The 18,305-nt window shown below is 41.8% G+C and carries 19 protein-coding genes; all 19 read left to right on the top strand.

Features of this window, described 5'->3' with window-relative positions:
• The first annotated feature begins 33 nt into the window (after nucleotides 1-33).
• On the top strand, nucleotides 34-1,023 hold the full coding sequence (locus GN277_RS15930; RefSeq protein WP_244324742.1) for an asparagine synthase-related protein: 990 nt from the start codon (nucleotides 34-36) through the stop codon (nucleotides 1,021-1,023).
• 18 nt (nucleotides 1,024-1,041) lie between these two features.
• Entirely contained in the window at nucleotides 1,042-2,088 is a 1,047-nt protein-coding gene (locus GN277_RS15925; protein WP_159751871.1) for a polysaccharide biosynthesis protein, read from the top strand.
• Nucleotides 2,085-3,332 carry a polysaccharide biosynthesis C-terminal domain-containing protein gene (locus GN277_RS15920; RefSeq protein WP_159751870.1) on the top strand — a complete coding sequence of 416 codons (1,248 nt, stop codon included), beginning with the start codon at nucleotides 2,085-2,087 and terminating at the stop codon, nucleotides 3,330-3,332. Before GN277_RS15925 ends, GN277_RS15920 begins: the two co-directional genes overlap by 4 nt.
• Nucleotides 3,333-3,341: 9 nt before the next feature.
• Nucleotides 3,342-4,526, top strand: a complete 1,185-nt coding sequence (locus GN277_RS15915) for a UDP-N-acetyl glucosamine 2-epimerase (RefSeq protein WP_159751869.1) — start codon at nucleotides 3,342-3,344, stop codon at nucleotides 4,524-4,526.
• A gap of 178 nt (nucleotides 4,527-4,704) precedes the next feature.
• On the top strand, nucleotides 4,705-5,469 hold the full coding sequence (locus tag GN277_RS15910; RefSeq protein WP_159751868.1) for a GNAT family N-acetyltransferase: 765 nt from the start codon (nucleotides 4,705-4,707) through the stop codon (nucleotides 5,467-5,469).
• Between the two features lie 398 nt (nucleotides 5,470-5,867).
• Entirely contained in the window at nucleotides 5,868-6,284 is a 417-nt protein-coding gene (locus tag GN277_RS15905) for a hypothetical protein (protein WP_159751867.1), read from the top strand.
• Nucleotides 6,281-6,850: a transcription termination/antitermination NusG family protein gene (locus GN277_RS15900; protein ID WP_159751866.1), complete on the top strand. Its 570-nt coding sequence runs from the start codon at nucleotides 6,281-6,283 to the stop codon at nucleotides 6,848-6,850. Before GN277_RS15905 ends, GN277_RS15900 begins: the two co-directional genes overlap by 4 nt.
• A complete protein-coding gene (locus GN277_RS15895) occupies nucleotides 6,847-7,047 on the top strand; it encodes a hypothetical protein (RefSeq protein ID WP_159751865.1) in 201 nt (66 codons plus the stop codon). The genes GN277_RS15900 and GN277_RS15895 overlap by 4 nt, the downstream gene beginning before the upstream one ends.
• A 53-nt stretch (nucleotides 7,048-7,100) precedes the next feature.
• The gene (gene loaP, locus GN277_RS15890; RefSeq protein ID WP_159751864.1) at nucleotides 7,101-7,628 is read left to right on the top strand and encodes an antiterminator LoaP; all 528 of its coding nucleotides are present in this window, start codon (nucleotides 7,101-7,103) and stop codon (nucleotides 7,626-7,628) included.
• Between the two features lie 123 nt (nucleotides 7,629-7,751).
• Nucleotides 7,752-8,735, top strand: a complete 984-nt coding sequence (locus GN277_RS15885; RefSeq protein WP_280178653.1) for a glycosyltransferase family 4 protein — start codon at nucleotides 7,752-7,754, stop codon at nucleotides 8,733-8,735.
• 6 nt (nucleotides 8,736-8,741) lie between these two features.
• On the top strand, nucleotides 8,742-10,040 hold the full coding sequence (locus GN277_RS15880) for a DegT/DnrJ/EryC1/StrS family aminotransferase (RefSeq protein WP_204162756.1): 1,299 nt from the start codon (nucleotides 8,742-8,744) through the stop codon (nucleotides 10,038-10,040).
• A 49-nt stretch (nucleotides 10,041-10,089) separates the two neighbouring features.
• A complete protein-coding gene (locus GN277_RS15875; RefSeq protein WP_159756828.1) occupies nucleotides 10,090-10,770 on the top strand; it encodes a sugar transferase in 681 nt (226 codons plus the stop codon).
• Nucleotides 10,771-10,773: 3 nt separating this feature from the next.
• Nucleotides 10,774-12,390: an HAD-IA family hydrolase gene (locus tag GN277_RS15870; RefSeq protein WP_159751862.1), complete on the top strand. Its 1,617-nt coding sequence runs from the start codon at nucleotides 10,774-10,776 to the stop codon at nucleotides 12,388-12,390.
• 9 nt (nucleotides 12,391-12,399) lie between these two features.
• Nucleotides 12,400-13,194, top strand: a complete 795-nt coding sequence (locus GN277_RS15865; protein WP_159751861.1) for a LicD family protein — start codon at nucleotides 12,400-12,402, stop codon at nucleotides 13,192-13,194.
• Nucleotides 13,195-13,911 (top strand): IspD/TarI family cytidylyltransferase, encoded by a 717-nt coding sequence (locus GN277_RS15860; RefSeq protein WP_159751860.1) that lies wholly within the window; start codon nucleotides 13,195-13,197, stop codon nucleotides 13,909-13,911.
• Between the two features lie 3 nt (nucleotides 13,912-13,914).
• The gene (locus tag GN277_RS15855; RefSeq protein WP_159751859.1) at nucleotides 13,915-14,970 is read left to right on the top strand and encodes an NAD-dependent epimerase/dehydratase family protein; all 1,056 of its coding nucleotides are present in this window, start codon (nucleotides 13,915-13,917) and stop codon (nucleotides 14,968-14,970) included.
• 1 nt (nucleotide 14,971) lies between these two features.
• Nucleotides 14,972-16,141, top strand: coding sequence for a glycosyltransferase family 4 protein (locus GN277_RS15850; protein WP_159751858.1), 1,170 nt, complete (start codon nucleotides 14,972-14,974; stop codon nucleotides 16,139-16,141).
• Nucleotides 16,131-17,132, top strand: a complete 1,002-nt coding sequence (locus tag GN277_RS15845) for a glycosyltransferase family 2 protein (RefSeq protein WP_159751857.1) — start codon at nucleotides 16,131-16,133, stop codon at nucleotides 17,130-17,132. The genes GN277_RS15850 and GN277_RS15845 overlap by 11 nt, the downstream gene beginning before the upstream one ends.
• Nucleotides 17,129-18,277 carry a glycosyltransferase family 4 protein gene (locus tag GN277_RS15840; RefSeq protein ID WP_280178612.1) on the top strand — a complete coding sequence of 383 codons (1,149 nt, stop codon included), beginning with the start codon at nucleotides 17,129-17,131 and terminating at the stop codon, nucleotides 18,275-18,277. Before GN277_RS15845 ends, GN277_RS15840 begins: the two co-directional genes overlap by 4 nt.
• Nucleotides 18,278-18,305 lie beyond the last annotated feature (28 nt).

Raw genomic sequence — 18,305 nt, 5'->3', positions numbered from 1 at the left:
ATATGGCGTTTCGTTTTATAGAGTGTAAAGACGTTGATTTTTACGAAGATATTTGTTTGGGGGGGGCATAATAACATCGTCCCAATTCCGGATGAACAGAGGGTTCTTGTACATACCGCAGACGATATTGACAGGGAAATCAGAAAACAAATAAATAAATTTGCAGATAAGAAAAAAGGGATTCTTCTTAGTGGAGGTATGGATTCTGCCATTGTCGCATCGTATCTTACAGGTTCAGACGCTTATACTTTTCGTTTCCTTAAAGGGAAATTCCAGAAGGAAGAATTGGAAAGGGCAGAATATTATGCGAGATATTACGGACTGAATCTCCATTATGTAGATATCACTTGGGATACGGTTCTTACCCATCTTGAGCCGGTGATGACAGCAAAGGCGGCTCCGGTACATTCCATAGAACCCCAGATTTTGCAGGCTGCATTGCAGGCAAAGGCAGACGGTGTGGAAATGATGTTTGTTGGAGAGAGCAGCGACTTGGTTTTTGGCGGTATGGACGGACTTCTTGCAAAGGATTGGTCGTTTGACGAATTTATGGACCGGTACATTTTTACTCATCCGGAGGATGTACTTGCAGAGCCGGTGTCTATGCAGTATTTGTTTGAGAGATATCGGATGGATGGAGACAGGATTGACTTCTTGAAATTTATGGATGAGGTATTCTCCATAGAATCGTCAAGTTCTTATCTGAATGCTTTTCAAGTAGCAGGCATGCCATATTATGATCCATATGCCAGATTGAAAATGGCAGATGAGTTGGATCTTTACAGAGTACGCCATGGAGAACCCAAATATTTAATCCGTCAGTTGATGACAAAAAAATATCCGGAGATTCCGGTTCCGGATAAAATACCCATGCCAAGGCCGGTTGACGAGTATTTTAAGACGTGGGAGGGACCTGTAAGACCGGAATTTAAGAAGAATATGGATATGAATCGGTTTACCGGTAATCAGAAATGGCAAATCTACTGTCTTGAGAGATTTTTAAATATGAACGAACCTGAATAACATGAGAGGAATAGTATTATGTTTCACAACAAAACATTATTAATCACCGGCGGCACAGGCTCTTTCGGCAACGCAGTCCTGGACCGCTTCTTAACAACCGACATCAAAGAAATCCGCATATTCTCCCGCGACGAATTAAAGCAGGACAATATGCGGCATTTTTATCAGCAAAATTATCCCCAATACAGCGACAAATTAAAATTCTACATAGGCGACGTCCGCGACCTTAGAAGCGTCAAAAACGCAATCCACGGCGTTGACTACATCTTCCATGCGGCGGCTTTAAAGCAAGTCCCCTCCTGCGAATTCTTTCCGGTAGAAGCTGTAAAGACCAATGTACTTGGCACAGAAAACGTCCTGACAGCCGCCATCGAGGAGGGCGTCCGAAAGGTCATCTGCCTTTCCACAGACAAAGCCGCCTATCCGGTCAATGCCATGGGCACCTCCAAGGCCATGATGGAAAAAGTTATCGTCGCAAAATCTCGAACCGTTTCTCCGGAAAAGACAGAGATCTGCTGTACCCGTTACGGAAACGTCATGTGTTCAAGAGGCTCTGTCATCCCCTTATTCATCAGCCAGATCAAAGAAGGAAAGGCCATAACCGTAACCGAGCCGGCCATGACCCGTTTCATCATGAGTCTTTCAGAGGCGGTGGAGCTGGTGGTATTTGCTTTTCAAAACGCCGCCTCCGGCGACATCATGGTTCAGAAAGCGCCCGCATGTACCATCGAAATACTGGCTCAGGCGGTGAGACAGCTTTTCCATGCAGAAAATGAGATTAAGGTTATCGGAATCCGCCACGGCGAGAAGATGTATGAAACCCTGCTGACAAACGAGGAATGCGCCCATGCCGTGGATATGGGGAATTTTTATCGGGTTCCCTGCGATAAGCGGGATTTAAATTATGACAAATATTTCAAAGACGGCGATAAGGAGCGCAGTAAATTGAGGGAGTTCAATTCAAGCAACACAGAGCTGTTAGATATCGACCAGGTCAAGGAGAAATTATTGAGCCTTCAATATATCCGCGACGAAATCGCCAAATGGGAGGCAAGAGCATTATGAACATACTGATTACCGGCGCCAGAGGCTTTGTGGGAAAGAATCTGGCCGAAGCCTTAAGAAATATCCAACAGAAGAAGGACCGTACAAGGCCGAAGCTTATCGTCGAAAATATCTACGAATATGACGTTGCCACAGAGCCGGCGCTGCTTGATGATTACTGTAAAAGCGCCGACTTTGTATTCAACCTGGCAGGCGTAAACCGTCCCAAAAACAACGAAGAATTTATGGCAGGAAACTTTGGGTTTGCTTCTACTTTACTTAACACCTTAAAGAAGCACCATAACACCAGTCCCGTCATGCTGGCGTCCTCCATTCAGGCATCCTTAACCGGACGCTATGGGGATTCAGACTATGGGAAATCCAAGCTGGCAGGGGAACAATTATTTTTTAAATACGCTCAGGAGACAGGGGCAAAGGTTCTCGTCTACCGTTTTCCCAATCTCTTTGGAAAATGGTGCCGCCCCAATTACAATTCTGTGGTGGCAACCTTCTGTCACAACATTGCAAACGATTTGCCGATTCAGGTGAACGACCCTTCCACCCAACTGGAATTATTATATATTGACGATCTGATTACAGAACTGCTGGACGCATTGGAGGGGAACGAGCATCTCTGTGAATATGACACAGGAGAACCGGCGGATATGATAATAAAGTCCGATGAAGCGGACCGAAGGAGGTACTGTTATGCGCCGGTCACTCACAAAGCGGCTTTGGGTGAAATCGCAGAGCTTCTGAACACCTTCCGGCAGCAGCCCCAGTCTCTCCTTATGCCTCCTATTCCCTCCAATTCCTTCCCAAAGAAGCTGTATTCCACATATCTATCCTATTTACCGGAAAGCAAGACAAAATTTCCGTTAAAAATGAACTGCGACGACAGGGGCAGCTTCACCGAGTTGTTAAAGACGGCTGACAGCGGCCAGTTTTCTGTAAATATCAATAAGCCGGGGGTCACAAAAGGGCAGCACTGGCATCACAGTAAATGGGAGTTTTTTATCGTTGTTTCCGGACATGGATTAATAGAAGAACGAAAAATAGGAACAGACGAGAAAGGGAAGCCCCACCCAGTCAGGAGGTTTGAGGTATCGGGGGAGAAGCTTGAGGCGGTCCATATGCTTCCGGGATATACCCACAATCTCATAAATCTGTCTAAGACAGAGAACCTTGTAACCCTGATGTGGGCAAACGAGCCCTTCGATGCCAGCCATCCGGATACCTTTACCGAGCTGGTGGAAATGGTTTAAGAGGAGAAAATGAAGATGAAAACAGATTACACAGAAATACATTTTCAGGAAAACGGCAGATTAAAACTTCTCATCATCGTAGGAACACGTCCGGAAATCATTCGCTTAAGCGCAGTCATCCAGAAATGCAGGAGATATTTTGACTGTATCTTAGCCCACACCGGACAGAATTATGACTATAACCTAAACGGCGTGTTTTTCCATGATTTGAAGCTGGATGCCCCCGACGTCTACATGGACGCGGCGGGAGAAGATTTGGGCGCTACTGTTGGTAATATCATTAACTGCTCATATAAGCTAATGAAAACCATTCGTCCGGACGCTCTTTTGATTTTGGGCGACACCAATAGCTGCCTGTCCGCCATATCCGCAAAACGCCTGCACATCCCGATTTTCCACATGGAGGCGGGAAACCGGTGTAAGGATGAGTGTCTGCCGGAGGAGACAAACCGCCGCATTGTGGACATCATATCAGATGTGAATCTGGCTTACTCGGAACACGCGAGAAAATACCTGCATGAATGTGGTCTGCCAAAAGAGAGGGTATATGTGACAGGTTCTCCTATGGCGGAGGTGCTTCGCCAGAATTTGCCTAATATTGAGGGTTCGGATATTCTGAATCGTCTGAACTTGGAACCGAAGAAATACATCCTGCTATCCGCCCACCGAGAGGAGAATATCGACACGCAGAAGAATTTTACCTCTCTGTTTACAGCAGTCAATCAGATGGCAGAGAATTATAACATGCCAATTCTGTATTCCTGCCATCCAAGAAGCAGGAAACGTCTGGAGGAGACAGGATTTACTCTGGACAGGCGGGTGGTAAGGCATGAGCCTTTAGGGTTCCACGATTATAACCAACTTCAGATGAATGCATTTGCGGTGGTTTCCGATTCAGGAACATTACCAGAAGAAAGCAGCTTTTTTACAAGTATCGGGAAAAGTTTTCCGGCAGTGTGCATCCGCACCAGCACAGAACGACCAGAAGCCCTGGATAAAGCCTGCTTTGTTCTGGCGGGGATTGAGGGGAAATCCCTTTTGCAAGCGGTGGAAACTGCGGTAGGAATGAATCTTAACGGGGATTGCGGAGCACCGGCGCCGGATTATATGGATGAAAATGTGAGCACAAAGGTTGTGAAGTTAATTCAGAGTTATACGAAAGTTATAGACAAAATGGTGTGGAGGAAATATTAGTACAATATTTGGCTGCTGAACTTTTAGAAACAATGGGGATAGAGTAAATTATTTCTTTACGATTGATATTGTTCCGAAAAGCGGGTATAATGTTTTAGAAAAATGACGGTAAAACAGAGGATAACTATTTGATGCTGCTGAAAGAATAGGATGCAGGGATGATCATCGTGAGGTAAAAATGATTTACAGATTATTACAGACCGAAAAATCAGCTCCATTGTTTGGCGAATGGCAGGAAACTATGATCTGGTCCTGCCTGCAGGGCATAATGGGGACAATCTATGCAGACGCACCGGAAAAGCCGGCTTCTGCCATGGCTCTGTTGGGAGATTTCTGTTTTTTTGCAGGAAAGCCTAATAAAGAGCTGGTATTATATGGGCCAGGAAGAGGCGGGCGTAAGTTTTTGATTATGGTTCCGCAGAATGATAAATGGGCGGAATTGATAAAGGTATGTTATGGAGAACGTGCGAAGAAAGTAATTCGCTATGCGATTAAGAAGGAGCCGGATATCTTTGACCAAAAGGCGCTTAAAGATGTGGTGGAAGAACTGCCGGATGAATATACTTTAGAGCTGATGGACGAGAGTTTATTCCGGAAATGTAAAGAAATAAAATGGTGTAGGGATTGGGTGTCTCAGTATGACACTTTTGATGAATATCAAAAGTATGGTCTTGGTGCGGTAATTCTAAAGGATGGCGAAATGGTTTCCGGCGCTTCTTCTTACTCTGGTTACAGAGGAGGGATAGAGGTGCAGATTGATACCAGGGAGGATTTCCGCAGGAGAGGACTTGCCGGTATTTGCGGGGCGAGGTTGATTCTTGAGTGCCTTAAGCGGGGATGGTATCCCAGTTGGGACGCGCAGAATCGGCAGTCGGTGGCGTTGGCGGAGAAGCTGGGGTATCATTTTGAGAAGGAATATGCGGCTTATGAGGTCAGCTTGTGAGAAAAAATTTTATATGAAAGATAAAGAAATCGCAGAGTAAACTACTCTGCGATTTTTTGCTTTAACAGCATAATTATTATAACCATCTAAAATTAATAAATCAACACTTAATTTATTTTTGTAAAAATTTGGTGCAAAATCACGAAAGAAATTAAGTGAAAAATCTATTTATTCAAATCTATTATCAAAAATTCTGTATTTATCTTAAATAATCATTTCATTATCCAAAGATATCCTTTAAAAATTTTCGCAGAGTAGTTTACTCAACGAAAGAGGGATTTAGAATCTGGTACTTAATAACCTGTAAAACGCAGGAAGAACAAAAAATATTGACAATATGCAGAAAAAATTTATCCCCAGAGGCATTACAGGACATTTTTGTTCTAACCTATGACAGAATGAGGAAATATGAGGGCATATGGCATCTGGAACGTCAGCTCTTGTTTCCAGGCAGCGTATTTCTGGAAAGTAATAATGAGGAAATCTTGTTAAAGGAGTTGGGAAAATGCAATGCTATTACACCGCAGGAGAACCTTTTCATCCGAATGAGCAGAAAGGAAGAACAGCTCCTAAAAAGGTTGTGCGGCGTAAAACATCATCTGGAAATGTCCAGAGGAGTCATCCGTAGAGGTGAAACTAAGATTATAGAAGGGCCGCTAAAAGGCATGGAAAGTCGAATCAGCAGGATTGACCGTCACAAGAGATTGGCGAGAGTGCAGTTTGTGACAAAGTCGGGGGATTATGAAATTCACGAGAATGGATTAAGTTTTTGTTATATCTCTGCTGGCTTAGAGATAACGGAGAGGATTGTATGAATCAGAAATATATTGAAGATTGCATGGAAGTCCGTATACCTCCAAGGTGGTATGTCATGCGGACAATCAAAGGCAAGGAACAGGAGGCAGCCAGCCTTCTGGATAGAAGGATTGACCATACACTCTGGCAAAGCTGCCGGATTCTGAAAAAGCAGCAGCTATTCCGCACACAGGGAAGTTATCTGCTTAGCAGAAAGGATATGTTTCCAGGGTACATTTTTATCTATACAGAATTCTCTATGGAATTGGCAGAGGAACTTAAGAAGTCGAGGAAGTTTCCACAGTTGGTGGGTAATCAATTGGATGGTCTTGTACCCGTTGAGGAAGCAGACCTTTATTTTCTTGAAAATGTATGCGGCAAAAACCTTGGCCATGATATGGGACTGTCAACCGTACAGGTGGATGGTAAAGGATGTGTTCAAAGCGCAAATGGGGCGTTGAAGCCTTATGTGGGAAGAATTATAAGACAGCGGCTAAGACACAGGTATGTAACGGCGGAGGTACCATTGTTCAATCGGTGTGAAAATGTATTGTTTGGAATCCGGATGGAAGGAGACCCTATTTGAGTTTATTTTGGCATATTCATGAAGGTCGTGGTACTAAACCGGAAAAATATGATAGTGAGTTTAACGGGATATCAGGAGTAGCTCTTGAAGCATTGGCACTTGAGCTTATGAATGACAGACATATAGAAAATGGCTGTGGCTGCATGGATATATATGCAGGTATAGATGGCGAAGCTATGCACAGGAAGCCGCTTTGAGCAAAATCATTTATACCTGTGAAACAGCAGACAGAATAGAGGCGTGAAAAAGTATGTGGTATGTAATGCAAGTAGTTTCAGGACAGGAAAATCGAACGGTTTTGCTGATTGAAAAGATGGTTTCTAAGGAAATTGTGGAAAGCTGTTTTATTCCCATGCGCAGGCTCAGAAAAAAATATCAGGGAGTATGGCATGAGGTAAGGGAGAAATTATTTCCTGGATATGTGTTCATGATCACAGACCATCCTCAGTCATTATATGAAGAATTGAAAGGGATTCCCGCATTGACCAAGATACTGGGAAGGTGGGGGGAATATTTTACACCGCTGTCAGAAACAGATGTGCAGATGATTAAGAAGCTTAAGAACAAGACATTGGATAGCGGTATTTCAGAAGTGGAGATTTCACAGATTGCTGTGGAAGAAGGAGAGCAGATTAAGATTTTGTCTGGCCCCCTTAAGAATTTTAAGGGGCAGATCAGAAAAATAAATCTGCATAAGAGGATTGCAGAGGTGGAGATGGAGTTTATGGGGAGTAAATCAGTGGTCTATCTGGGGATTGAGATGGTGGACAAAGAATGAATATCATGTTATTTTCAAAAATTATTGCCAGGTCTGGCGTGGGGAATCATATAAGGATGCTTTCCTTAGAATTGGCTAGGCAAGGGCACAACGTAGTGGTAGTGTCTGCTACGAATGATTTGAATATCGGCAGTAACGCAGGGGGGGGTAGAATTTGTAAAGATTAACAGACTTTCTCTCTCACCAATTACAATTATAAAAAGTATTCGTATGATACGAAAAATAATAAAGAAAAAGAAAATAGATATTGTTCATTGCCATCATAGAATGGCAGGTTTATATATGAAATTTTATCGTTTCTTTCACAAAATACCGGTTGTATATACCTTACATTTGGCTGATATACCATCGGACTTTATTCATAGGCTCATGACTGATACGGGAGACATGGCTATCGGCGTTTCATCCGAAGTCAGTAGATTTATGATAGAGAAGTTAGGAATTCAGAAGGAAAAAGTTGTGACAATATATAACGGCGTAGATTGCGATGAGCTTGGCGAACTGTCGCAGGAAGAAAAAGAAAGACTCCGAAGAAAATGGGAGATACCGGAAGATAAGATCATATTGGCACTACATTCCAGAATAGAAGAAGTCAAGAACCATATGCTTGTAGTTAAGACGGCAGCAGAGCTGTCAGATAAAACGAAAGAGAAGCTTTTATTCCTATGCAGCGGAACCAGAGAAGGAAGTTATTATAAGAAAATGAAAACTGCAATTAAGAATTATGGTCTGGAAGATGAGTTCCGGTTTGTGGGATGGAGTAAGACAAGAGAGATTCTAGGCACTGCAGATCTGTTAATACTTCCGAGTACAAAAGAGGGATTTGGTTTATCGGTTGCGGAGGCATTTCTTTTGAGAAAGCCTGTAGTAAGAACACGGACTGCTGGATTTGACGATCAAAGATTCTGTATACCGATTCGGCATGACGATACGATAGACCTGAAAAATATATTGAACCGAATTGCAGAGGACGGAATAGACAAAGTTTATGAAAACGTAGAAGAAGCATACCAATATGCAAAAGAAAATTTCACGGTAGAAGCAATGACAAGAAAAACCGTATTATTGTATGAAACCGTGGCAGGAAAGAAAAGGGGAATAAAGTAACGTAAGATGCATGATTTTAAGAGTGATCCAAGGTTTACCGGAATAGAGCCTTTTAAGGAAAAAATATGGCTTTCATCCCCAACCATGCATGGCGATGAATTGAAATACATGCAGGAAGCATTCAACACAAACTGGATGAGTACGGTAGGTGACAATATTAATGAGATTGAAGAAATTGTGGCAGAGAAGGTTGGCGTAAAATACGGGGTTGCATTAAGTTCAGGAACAGCGTCTCTCCACCTTGCCGTGAAGCTGGCGGCAGAGCATTTGTATCAAAGCTCTACAGGAATACATACGCCTTTCGGTATGGGATGCGGCGGCGCATTATTAGGAAAACGTGTTTTCTGTTCGGATATGACCTTTGACGCTACTGTTAATCCTGTCGTCTACGAAGGCGGCGAACCGGTTTTCATTGACTCTGAGTACGATACCTGGAATATGAATCCTGAGGCATTAGAAAAAGCGTTCTGTCTCTATCCGGATGTAAAATTAGTAGTATTTGTCCATCTGTACGGCGTTCCCGGAAAGATGATGGAGTTGGCAAAAATCTGCAAAAAACACGGGGCGCTGATGGTAGAGGATGCGGCGGAAAGCCTGGGCGCTTCTTATCAGGGAATTCAGACTGGCAGCTTTGGTGATTTCAGCGCGGTCAGCTTCAATGGAAATAAAATTATCACCGGAAGTTCAGGAGGAATGTTTTTGACCGACAATCTGGCAGACGCAAAACAATGCCGTAAGTGGTCTACGCAAAGCAGGGAAGACGCACCCTGGTATCAGCATGAGGAAATTGGCTATAACTACCGTATGAGCAATGTGATTGCCGGAGTCGTCAGGGGGCAGGTACCCTATCTTAAGGAACATATTATGCAGAAAAAGAAAATTTATGAGCAGTATAAAAAGGGGCTTTCTGATCTTCCGGTAAGCATAAATCCATTTGATAAAGAAAAGAGCGAGCCTAATTACTGGATGACAGCATTGCTAATCGACGAAGATGCCATGGCGACTCAGGTTCGGGGAGAACGGGAGGTATTGTGGAAGACAGAAGCTGGCAAATCCACACCTGCGGAGATTCTGGAGGCAATCGAGCATTTTCAGGGGGAGGGTAGGCCCATCTGGAAGCCCATGCATATGCAGCCAATCTATCGGAATCATGGTTTCATAACCGTTGGCGGCTCTGATAGAGGTAAGAAAGCAGATGTTAGCGCAGATATTTTCCGGCGGGGTTTATGTCTACCCAGTGATAACAAGATGACTGCAAAAGAGCAGGAGAGGATTATTGATATTATTCATAGATGTTTTGAGTAAACATATGAATTTTTATATGAGATTTGCATGAGAAAAAGTCGAGGTATTGATGAAGCGAAGGAAAGATAATAGGAAGTGTCTGGAAAATAAGCATATTCCTTACGGATTATATGAGAGATATATAAAGCGGCCCATGGATATTATTTTATCTGCAAGCGCGCTTACTTTATTGTCGCCGGTTATTCTTGCAACCGCTTTGATGGTTCGCATAAAACTGGGTTCTCCCGTGATTTTTAAACAGAAAAGACCAGGAAAAAACGGGAAAATATTCAATAATTATAAATTCCGTACCATGACAGACGAGCGTGATGAATTCGGGAAGCTTTTGCCAGATGAGATTAGGCTGACTCCTTTTGGCAGAAGGCTTCGTGCCTCGTCTCTGGATGAACTACCTGAGCTGGTTAATATTCTCAGAGGAGATATGTCCGTTGTAGGGCCAAGACCGCTTCTTCCAGAGTATCTTTCACGGTATACACGGCGTCAGGCGCGTAGGCATGAAGTTCTGCCAGGGTTTACAGGACTTGCACAAGTCCATGGCAGAAACGCCATTTCCTGGGAAGAAAAATTTGAATGGGATGTAGATTATGTGGATAGAATTACGTTTTTGAGGGATTGGAGGATTATTTTTGAGACTGTAGGAATCGTTTTGAAAAAAGAAGGAATCAGTCCCCAGGCATCAGCGACAATGGAAATATTTCAAGGAAGTTCAAAGGAAACTGCAAAGGAGTAAAAGATGAAAGAATTACATATTTTATTTACCGGAGTAGGCCGGCGTGTTGAACTTCTCCAGGCCTTCCGTCAGGCAGCGTTATGTCTGGGTAAAGATTTAAAAATTTATGGGGCAGATGTCAGCAATACGGCGCCGGCTCTGGCATACTGCGATTTTTCAAGGATTATTTGCGGAATGCGGGAAGATCATTATATTTTAGAGCTTATAGAAATATGTCGGAAAGACAGAATAGACTTAGTGATTCCCACGATTGATACAGATCTTCTCGTGCTTGCAGAAAATAAAGAGAAAATCGAAGCGTCAGGGACAAAAATTATGGTGAGTCCTTTAGAGAAGATTCGTATCTGTCGGGATAAAAGAAAAACATCAAAACTTTTTGACGCCTGTGGGCTGCACTCACCAGCGCCAGTAGATGATTGGAAAGCATATAAGGGCGGTTTTCCGGCTTTTATAAAGCCCAGGGACGGAAGCAGCAGTATCAATGCCTTTAAGGTTGAAAACGTGACAGAGCTTTCAGTTTATGCGCAGCAGATTGAAAATTATATTGTGCAGCCGTTTGTATCTGGAGAGGAATATACAATAGACATATTCTGTGATTTTGAGGGACGAATGCTCAGTGTTGTTCCGAGAAGACGATTAGCCGTAAGGGCAGGGGAGGTTCTGAAAACGCAGATTTGTATGGACAGGACAATCATCAGAGAAGCAAAAGTATTGACTGAGGCGTTTAAGCCCTGTGGACCACTGACCGTTCAGATGATTCGTGACGAGAAATCAGACCGCAACTATTACATTGAGATTAATCCGAGATTTGGCGGCGGTGTTCCTTTGAGTATGAAAGCAGGCGCAAGAAGTGCAGAGACAATATTAAAACTTTTGAGTCATGAAAAGGCTTGCTGTGATATGGAGTTAGCCGACGGGGCAATCTATAGCCGTTACGAGCAGAGCGTATGTATCGATGAAGGAAGCGCTTGGGGGACAAAGCTCATTCGGCAAGGGAGTGCAGGTTTAAGTATGACGGTAAGCTCTTTAGGGATAGACAGGTGGAAAATTAAGGGAGTGATCTTCGACCTTGACGATACGTTATACCCTGAAAAACAATATGTGAGGAGCGGCTTTCAGGCTGTGGCAGATTTTTTGGAAATAAAGGATGCACAGAAAAAGCTCTGGTCTTATTTTGAGAAGGGGTTATATGCGATTGATGAATTCCTGAAGCAGATTGGCAGAGAAGATTTGAAGGCGCAATGTTTGGAAATATATAGAGCCCATAAGCCAAAGCTAGAGCTTTATCAGGGAGTGTGTGAGCTTATCACGGAATTAAAAAACTTCGGGATTAATACAGGCATGATTACAGATGGACGCCCCGAAGGACAGAGGAATAAGATTGCCGCATTAGGGCTTGAGGATTTGATGGATGATATCATTGTTACAGATGAGCTTGGAGGATTACAGTTTAGAAAACCGAATGATATATCCTTTCGGATTATGCAGAATCGATGGCGTATACCCTATGAGCAGCTCGTCTATGTAGGAGATAACCCTGCAAAAGATTTTCAGGCGGCGAGACAGCTTGGAATGAAGACGATTTGGGTTGCTCACAGAGACGGCCTGTATAGGAAATAGGAGAAATCAATGACAGAAGTTCAAAAACTGCAATTAGAGATATTGATAAAATTAGACGAAGTATGTCACAGACATCAGTTGCGTTATTATCTGGCCTATGGTTCCTGTCTTGGCTCGGTCAGACATCAGGGATTTATTCCGTGGGATCATGATATAGATGTGTTAATGCCTATAGAAGATGCAAAAAAACTTTCCAGGTATCAGACAGAATTTGGAAAACGATATTTTGTCAGAAGCAGAGAAACCGATTGCTCTTTTGGAAGTATTGGTATGCATGTTGTAGATAGAAGTGCAGAATTATATGTAAAGAAGGGCAATAAAATTTTAGAGAAAACGAATCCGTATATAGATGTATACCCTTATTATGATTGCCCCAGGACAAAAGCAGGTCTTGTCTTTAAGGTTTGGCATTCGCATTTATATAAAATTCTTGTGAGCGGAGTACCGCAGAATCACGGAATCATAAGCAAAGCAGCCGCAGGAATGGTGCTGTTGTTTTTCAGAAAGAAAAATCGTGAAAGAGATATCCGAAGATTAGAAGAAGGATTGTCGTATAAACGAAAGAGTGATTCGATTTGCGATTACTTTGGGGAGGACGTATCCTTATGCTCTGCGATTACATATGATAAGAATTGGTTTTCCAAGCCAAAGAAAATGTTGTTTGAAGGGCTGTATTTTGATGGACCGACAGAGCCGGATAAATATTTGACCAAAAGGTACGGAAATTATATGACTTTGCCTCCTGTACATGAGAGAAACAGTGAGGTTCGGTATGAATTGATTAAGAATGGAGTGAATCAGTAAATGGCGAATATTGCACTCTTAATAGCAGGAGGTTCAGGCAATCGGATGCATCAGGATATACCGAAGCAGTTTCTTACGGTAAATGAAAAGCCGGTTATCATATATACGCTGGAAGCATTTGAAAAGCATCCGGAGATTGGTTCGATTGCGGTGGTTTGTATAGATGGATGGGAACAAGTGCTTTGGGCCTATGCAAAACAGTTTAATATAACGAAATTAAAGTATGTGTTTTCAGGCGGTGAGAATGGACAGGCATCTATCCGCAACGGAGTATATGAATTGGAGAAGCAGTTTAAAGAGAATGATATTGTATTGATTCATGACGCAATCAGACCGTTGGTGTCGGCGGAGATTATTTCCGATTGTATTAGTAAAACCATACAGTACGGTAATGCAATTACGGTGATTCCATGTGCGGAAGCGATGATGCAGACGGAAAATGGGGTTATGGCGGATAAAAGTTATCCGCGGGACAGGCTTAAGAGAACACAGACTCCCCAGGGATTTTATCTCGGTCAGATATGCGAACTTCACAGAAAGGCTTTGAAAGCAGGGATTACCAATTCGGTGGCATCCTGTACGCTAATGATTGAGATGGGACAACAGGTATACTTTTCTGCCGGTTCAGAGAAGAATATTAAGCTTACGACAGTCGAGGATATTGACATTTTTAAAGCATTGTTAGCGGCGAAACGTTCAGAGTGGTTAAAGGATTAAGACATGAGTATTTATAACAGTGAACAGTGGATACAGGACATAGACAGAGAATTCATGTATCTGGAGGAGTTAAACGAGCTTTCCGGAACAGCGGTAATGATTACAGGGGCTTACGGGCTGATCTGTTCAGCGGTTGTGGATATATTGATACGTTATAACGAAACACATGATGAGCCAATTAAAATTTTGGCTGCAGGGAGAAATATTGAAAAGCTGGACCGACGTTTTAAACCATACTGCGATAAAGATTATTTTGAACATATCCACTATGATGCATTAAAGGATATAAAGCTTAAATCGCCTGTTGATTATATCATCCATGGGGCAGGGAATGCCTGTCCGAATATGATTATGAAGGAACCTGTTGAAACAATGTTAAGTAATTTTTCTGGGATGTATTGTCTGCTTAATCAAACGAAAGAGTGGGGAACAAAGAGAGTATTGTATCTCTCCAGCAGTGAAGTTTACGGAACAAAGAATGAAAAATTCCCTTATCAGGAGAATGATTATGGATATATTGATATTTTGAATCCCAGGAATTCCTATTCACTCAGTAAAAAAGCAACGGAAACCTTATGTGTAAGTTATGCCGTTGAATATGGAATGGAGGCTGTGATTGTACGTCCCGGCCACATTTACGGACCTACCGCATCACAGGAGGATAACAGGGTATCGTCTTCATTTGCTTTTGCAGCGGCACAGGGAAAAGATATTGTTTTGAAAAGTAAGGGTTCTCAGCTTCGGAGTTACTGCTACTGCCTGGATTGTGCTTCGGCTATATTAAAAGTACTGTTAAGAGGAGAGAACCTTTGCGCTTACAATATATCTGATCCGAACTCCATCATAAGTATCAGACAGATGGCAGAGCTTCTGTCTGAGGCCGGCGGCGTTAAGTTAGTACAGGGAGAGGCTGGTATGAGAGAAAAGAAGGGATTTAATCCAATGGAAGCTTCATCATTAGACAGCACAAAATTGCTTAGGTTAGGATGGAAAAGCGCCTTTTGTGCAGAGACAGGATTATCCCATACAGTAAAGATTTTGAAAGAGAGTTTGGATTAAGATGAAAAAAATACTTATTGTATCCCAGGAAATCCAGAAGCAATTTTATGATGTCATGGAACAGGCTTTGGAAGGAATTGCGCAGATTGATATCATAACGGCTAATAAAGTAAAAAATGATATATGGAAAGCTCCGGATTATCATGCAGAATCCCTAAAGACTCGGTTTATCAGTTGGATGAATTTCTTTCTTTTCATGCAGAGATGGAGAAGAAAGAATAAAAAAGGCAGAAAATACGATTTGATTTTTGTATCGTCAAATCCGCCGATTAATATATGGATTGGATTAAGATTAAAAAAGGATTTTCAAGCGCCCGTTATCTTTACACATTGGGATATCTATCCACAGGCGATTGAATGCAGCATCGACCATTATCTTTCACATATTGTATGTAAATTATGGAGGCGTTGGAATCATCTAAATTACAAAAAGTACGATTTAATGCTTGCAAACGGACCGGCAGAAGCGGAGTTGATTGAGCAAAGCGTACAATGTCCGATCAGAATAAAAGCAATGCCGTTTGGGGTTGATACCCGGTTGCTTAAACCATTGAAAAAAGAAGAAAATATATTTTGTATAGAAAATGGATTGACCGAGAAATTTGTTGTTTTGTACTCAGGTACAATGGGGATTGGACATAATATAGAGATTGTATTGAAGGCCGCCAGAAAATTGGAAAAGATAGAGGATATTTTATTTGTTTTCGTCGGGCAGGGAGTAAAAAGGCAGCTTGTGGAAAAGTATGTTGCAAGATATCCGAATAAAAATGTACGCTTGTTTCCTTTTCAGTCAGTGGAAAAATATGTCTTTTCTATGGCATGCGGCGATGTGGCAATCGTAGCTCAAAATGCGGAAAATTCAATGATTGCATACCCAAGTAAGGCATTTAGTTTTATGGCATGCGGCGAGGCGTTAGTAGGGATTGGGGGGGATGATGGAGATTTGAAGAGGCTGATTTGTACATATGACGTAGGAGTATATGTTGAAAATAATGACGCTTCAGATTTAGCGGAAAAAATATTCAGGCTTTATCAGGATAAAGAATTGGTTAGAAAGTATAGAGAAAATGCCAGGAAAACGGCCGAAGAAGTCATGGATATTAGAATTGTCAAAGAAAAGTACAGAGAACTTTTCCTAAATTATTTGGGTGGTGATACTGATGAGCAATAAAATTTTAACAGTTTCGGTAGCTGCATACAATGTTGAAAAATATATCCAGCAAAATATTGAATCGATGATTATTCCTGAGATTATGGATTTGCTGGAAGTATTTATTGTGGATGACGGCGGAACCGATCAAACGGCTGAAATAGCAAAAAAGTATGAAGAACAATATCCGGAAACTTTTCATGTGGTTCACAAAGAAAACGGTGGTTATGGTACAACCGTCAATTATAGTATGGCCCATGCAACGGGAAAATACTTTAAGCTTCTTGACGGTGACGACTGGTTTGACGCCAATCATTTGAAATATTTGATTAAGGCGCTGAGAACATCTGATGCAGATGTTGTATTTACTCATTATGCTTATGGATGTGATGAAAAGAATTTGAGGCTGATAAAGCGTCATCATATGCATAATGGATATGAGTGTCTGATGAAAGATTTTGTACCTCGAAAGCCAGTTGGAATGTGGTGTATTACGTTTAAAACAGAATTGCTTAGAAGAACCAATCTTATTCTTCCATCCCATAGTCTCTATACAGATCAATTATACGCGATTGTTCCGTTCTCAGCAGCAAAGAAAGCATTGTTTATAGATTTGCCAGTGTATTGTTACAGGGTCGGCAGAGATGGGCAAAGCATGAGCGTTGAATCAAGAATCAGGCACAAAGATGAGATGCTTCGTATCTGCAGAAAAACCTATGAGTTTTGTGAAACACAGAGAAACAGCGAAAATTATAGGTATATATTAAGACGTGTGGCGAGATTCCATGTAATAGCAATCCAGACATATCTGTTACTGCCATTGTCAGACCATAATCGAAGAACCATTAAAAGATATGATCAAAAAATAAGAAGGGAGTTTCCAGACATTTATAAAGGGGCTGCCAGATGCCAGAAGATGGGAATTTTTGTTAGTATGATGAGAAAAACGAATTATATGGCTTATTGGTTATTGAAAATATATCCTGCATTGTCCGGAAAAAATAATAAATGAAGATTTGTTTTGTTTTGTCAACAGTAAATAAGGCAGGCGGCGCAAACAGATCCTTATTTGAGCTATTGAAGATGTTACAAAAAAATGGCCATGAATGTTTTGTGCTCATGAACCGTCACGGAAGTATGGAGGACGCTTTAAAATCGGTTGATGCAGAATATAAGCTTCTGCCGTTCAAGTCGTCAGTCAAGGCGGATTCAGCTTTGAAAACGTTGATAAAAAAGATAATAAATATATATTCTAAGTATTGTATTGCTTTTTATCTGAAAAGAAAAAGAATCGATATTCTACATAATAACAGTCTGCCGACTGCCATAGGAATGGAAGCGGCATACAAAGCCCAAGTTCCCTATATTTGCCATATCAGGGAAAACATTTGGGATGGATTAGGAATGGAGTTCTATCATCCTAGTAGAATAAAAAATATGATCAGGAGCGCATCAGAAGTGATTGTAATCTCTGATTATGTAAAAAGGGTCTATCAAGATTTTGTACCGGATGCTTCATTTGCACTAGTCCCTGACAGCGTAGATGCTGAAAACTATTATGAGAAAAAAACAATATTAGAGAATCAATGTACGAATCTGCTGATTGTTGGCATCATTAATCCACAAAAGGGGCAGAAGGATATTATAAAAGCAATAGAAATATTAAACGAAAACAGACCGGGAGATTTTTATTTGAGAATTGTAGGCAGGGACGGATATTGGAATGGAAATAAAGATTATGCATCCTCTTTGCATAGATATGTGGAAGAACATTGCCTGAATAATGTTGAGTTTGTTGGAGAGCTTGAAGATCATACAAAATTGCGAGAGATTAGAAAACAGAGCGATATCTGTGTGGTTTGTTCCCGTGCGGAGGGCTTGGGAAGGACGACTATAGAAAGTATGATTTCAGGGAATCTGACGATTGCGGCCAATGCCGGCGCTTCACCGGAGATTATAAAAGATAAGGTTACAGGATTACTGTATGAACCGGGGAACGCTGTGGAGCTGGCGGATCAGATTGCGTTTGCGGTTGAACATAGAAATGAAATGAGAAAGATTGCAGACAAGGGGCAAAGTTACGCGGTGGAGGAATTTGACCAGAAAATATATGTGAAGAAGATGATTGAAATTTATGAAAGGCTGTTGAATATTTGATTGCCGATAGTAAGGACAGTATAGTGTT

This window comes from Sporofaciens musculi (genome assembly GCF_009830285.1).
Lineage (GTDB): Bacteria > Bacillota > Clostridia > Lachnospirales > Lachnospiraceae > Sporofaciens > Sporofaciens musculi.
Note: the sequence above shows the minus strand (reverse complement) of the source record. Positions and strands in the feature narration are given on the sequence as shown.

Bases quoted from the DNA above. Each gene is read 5' to 3' on its own strand.
- GN277_RS15925 (WP_159751871.1), top strand. From the start codon at position 1,042: ATGTTTCACAACAAAACATTATTAATCACCGGCGGCACAGGCTCTTTC.
- GN277_RS15920 (WP_159751870.1), top strand. From the start codon at position 2,085: ATGAACATACTGATTACCGGCGCCAGAGGCTTTGTGGGAAAGAATCTG.
- GN277_RS15915 (WP_159751869.1), top strand. From the start codon at position 3,342: ATGAAGATGAAAACAGATTACACAGAAATACATTTTCAGGAAAACGGC.
- GN277_RS15910 (WP_159751868.1), top strand. From the start codon at position 4,705: ATGATTTACAGATTATTACAGACCGAAAAATCAGCTCCATTGTTTGGC.
- GN277_RS15905 (WP_159751867.1), top strand. From the start codon at position 5,868: ATGAGGAAATATGAGGGCATATGGCATCTGGAACGTCAGCTCTTGTTT.
- GN277_RS15900 (WP_159751866.1), top strand. From the start codon at position 6,281: ATGAATCAGAAATATATTGAAGATTGCATGGAAGTCCGTATACCTCCA.
- loaP (WP_159751864.1), top strand. From the start codon at position 7,101: ATGTGGTATGTAATGCAAGTAGTTTCAGGACAGGAAAATCGAACGGTT.
- GN277_RS15880 (WP_204162756.1), top strand. From the start codon at position 8,742: ATGCATGATTTTAAGAGTGATCCAAGGTTTACCGGAATAGAGCCTTTT.
- GN277_RS15875 (WP_159756828.1), top strand. From the start codon at position 10,090: ATGAAGCGAAGGAAAGATAATAGGAAGTGTCTGGAAAATAAGCATATT.
- GN277_RS15870 (WP_159751862.1), top strand. From the start codon at position 10,774: ATGAAAGAATTACATATTTTATTTACCGGAGTAGGCCGGCGTGTTGAA.
- GN277_RS15865 (WP_159751861.1), top strand. From the start codon at position 12,400: ATGACAGAAGTTCAAAAACTGCAATTAGAGATATTGATAAAATTAGAC.
- GN277_RS15860 (WP_159751860.1), top strand. From the start codon at position 13,195: ATGGCGAATATTGCACTCTTAATAGCAGGAGGTTCAGGCAATCGGATG.
- GN277_RS15855 (WP_159751859.1), top strand. From the start codon at position 13,915: ATGAGTATTTATAACAGTGAACAGTGGATACAGGACATAGACAGAGAA.
- GN277_RS15850 (WP_159751858.1), top strand. From the start codon at position 14,972: ATGAAAAAAATACTTATTGTATCCCAGGAAATCCAGAAGCAATTTTAT.
- GN277_RS15845 (WP_159751857.1), top strand. From the start codon at position 16,131: ATGAGCAATAAAATTTTAACAGTTTCGGTAGCTGCATACAATGTTGAA.
- GN277_RS15840 (WP_280178612.1), top strand. From the start codon at position 17,129: ATGAAGATTTGTTTTGTTTTGTCAACAGTAAATAAGGCAGGCGGCGCA.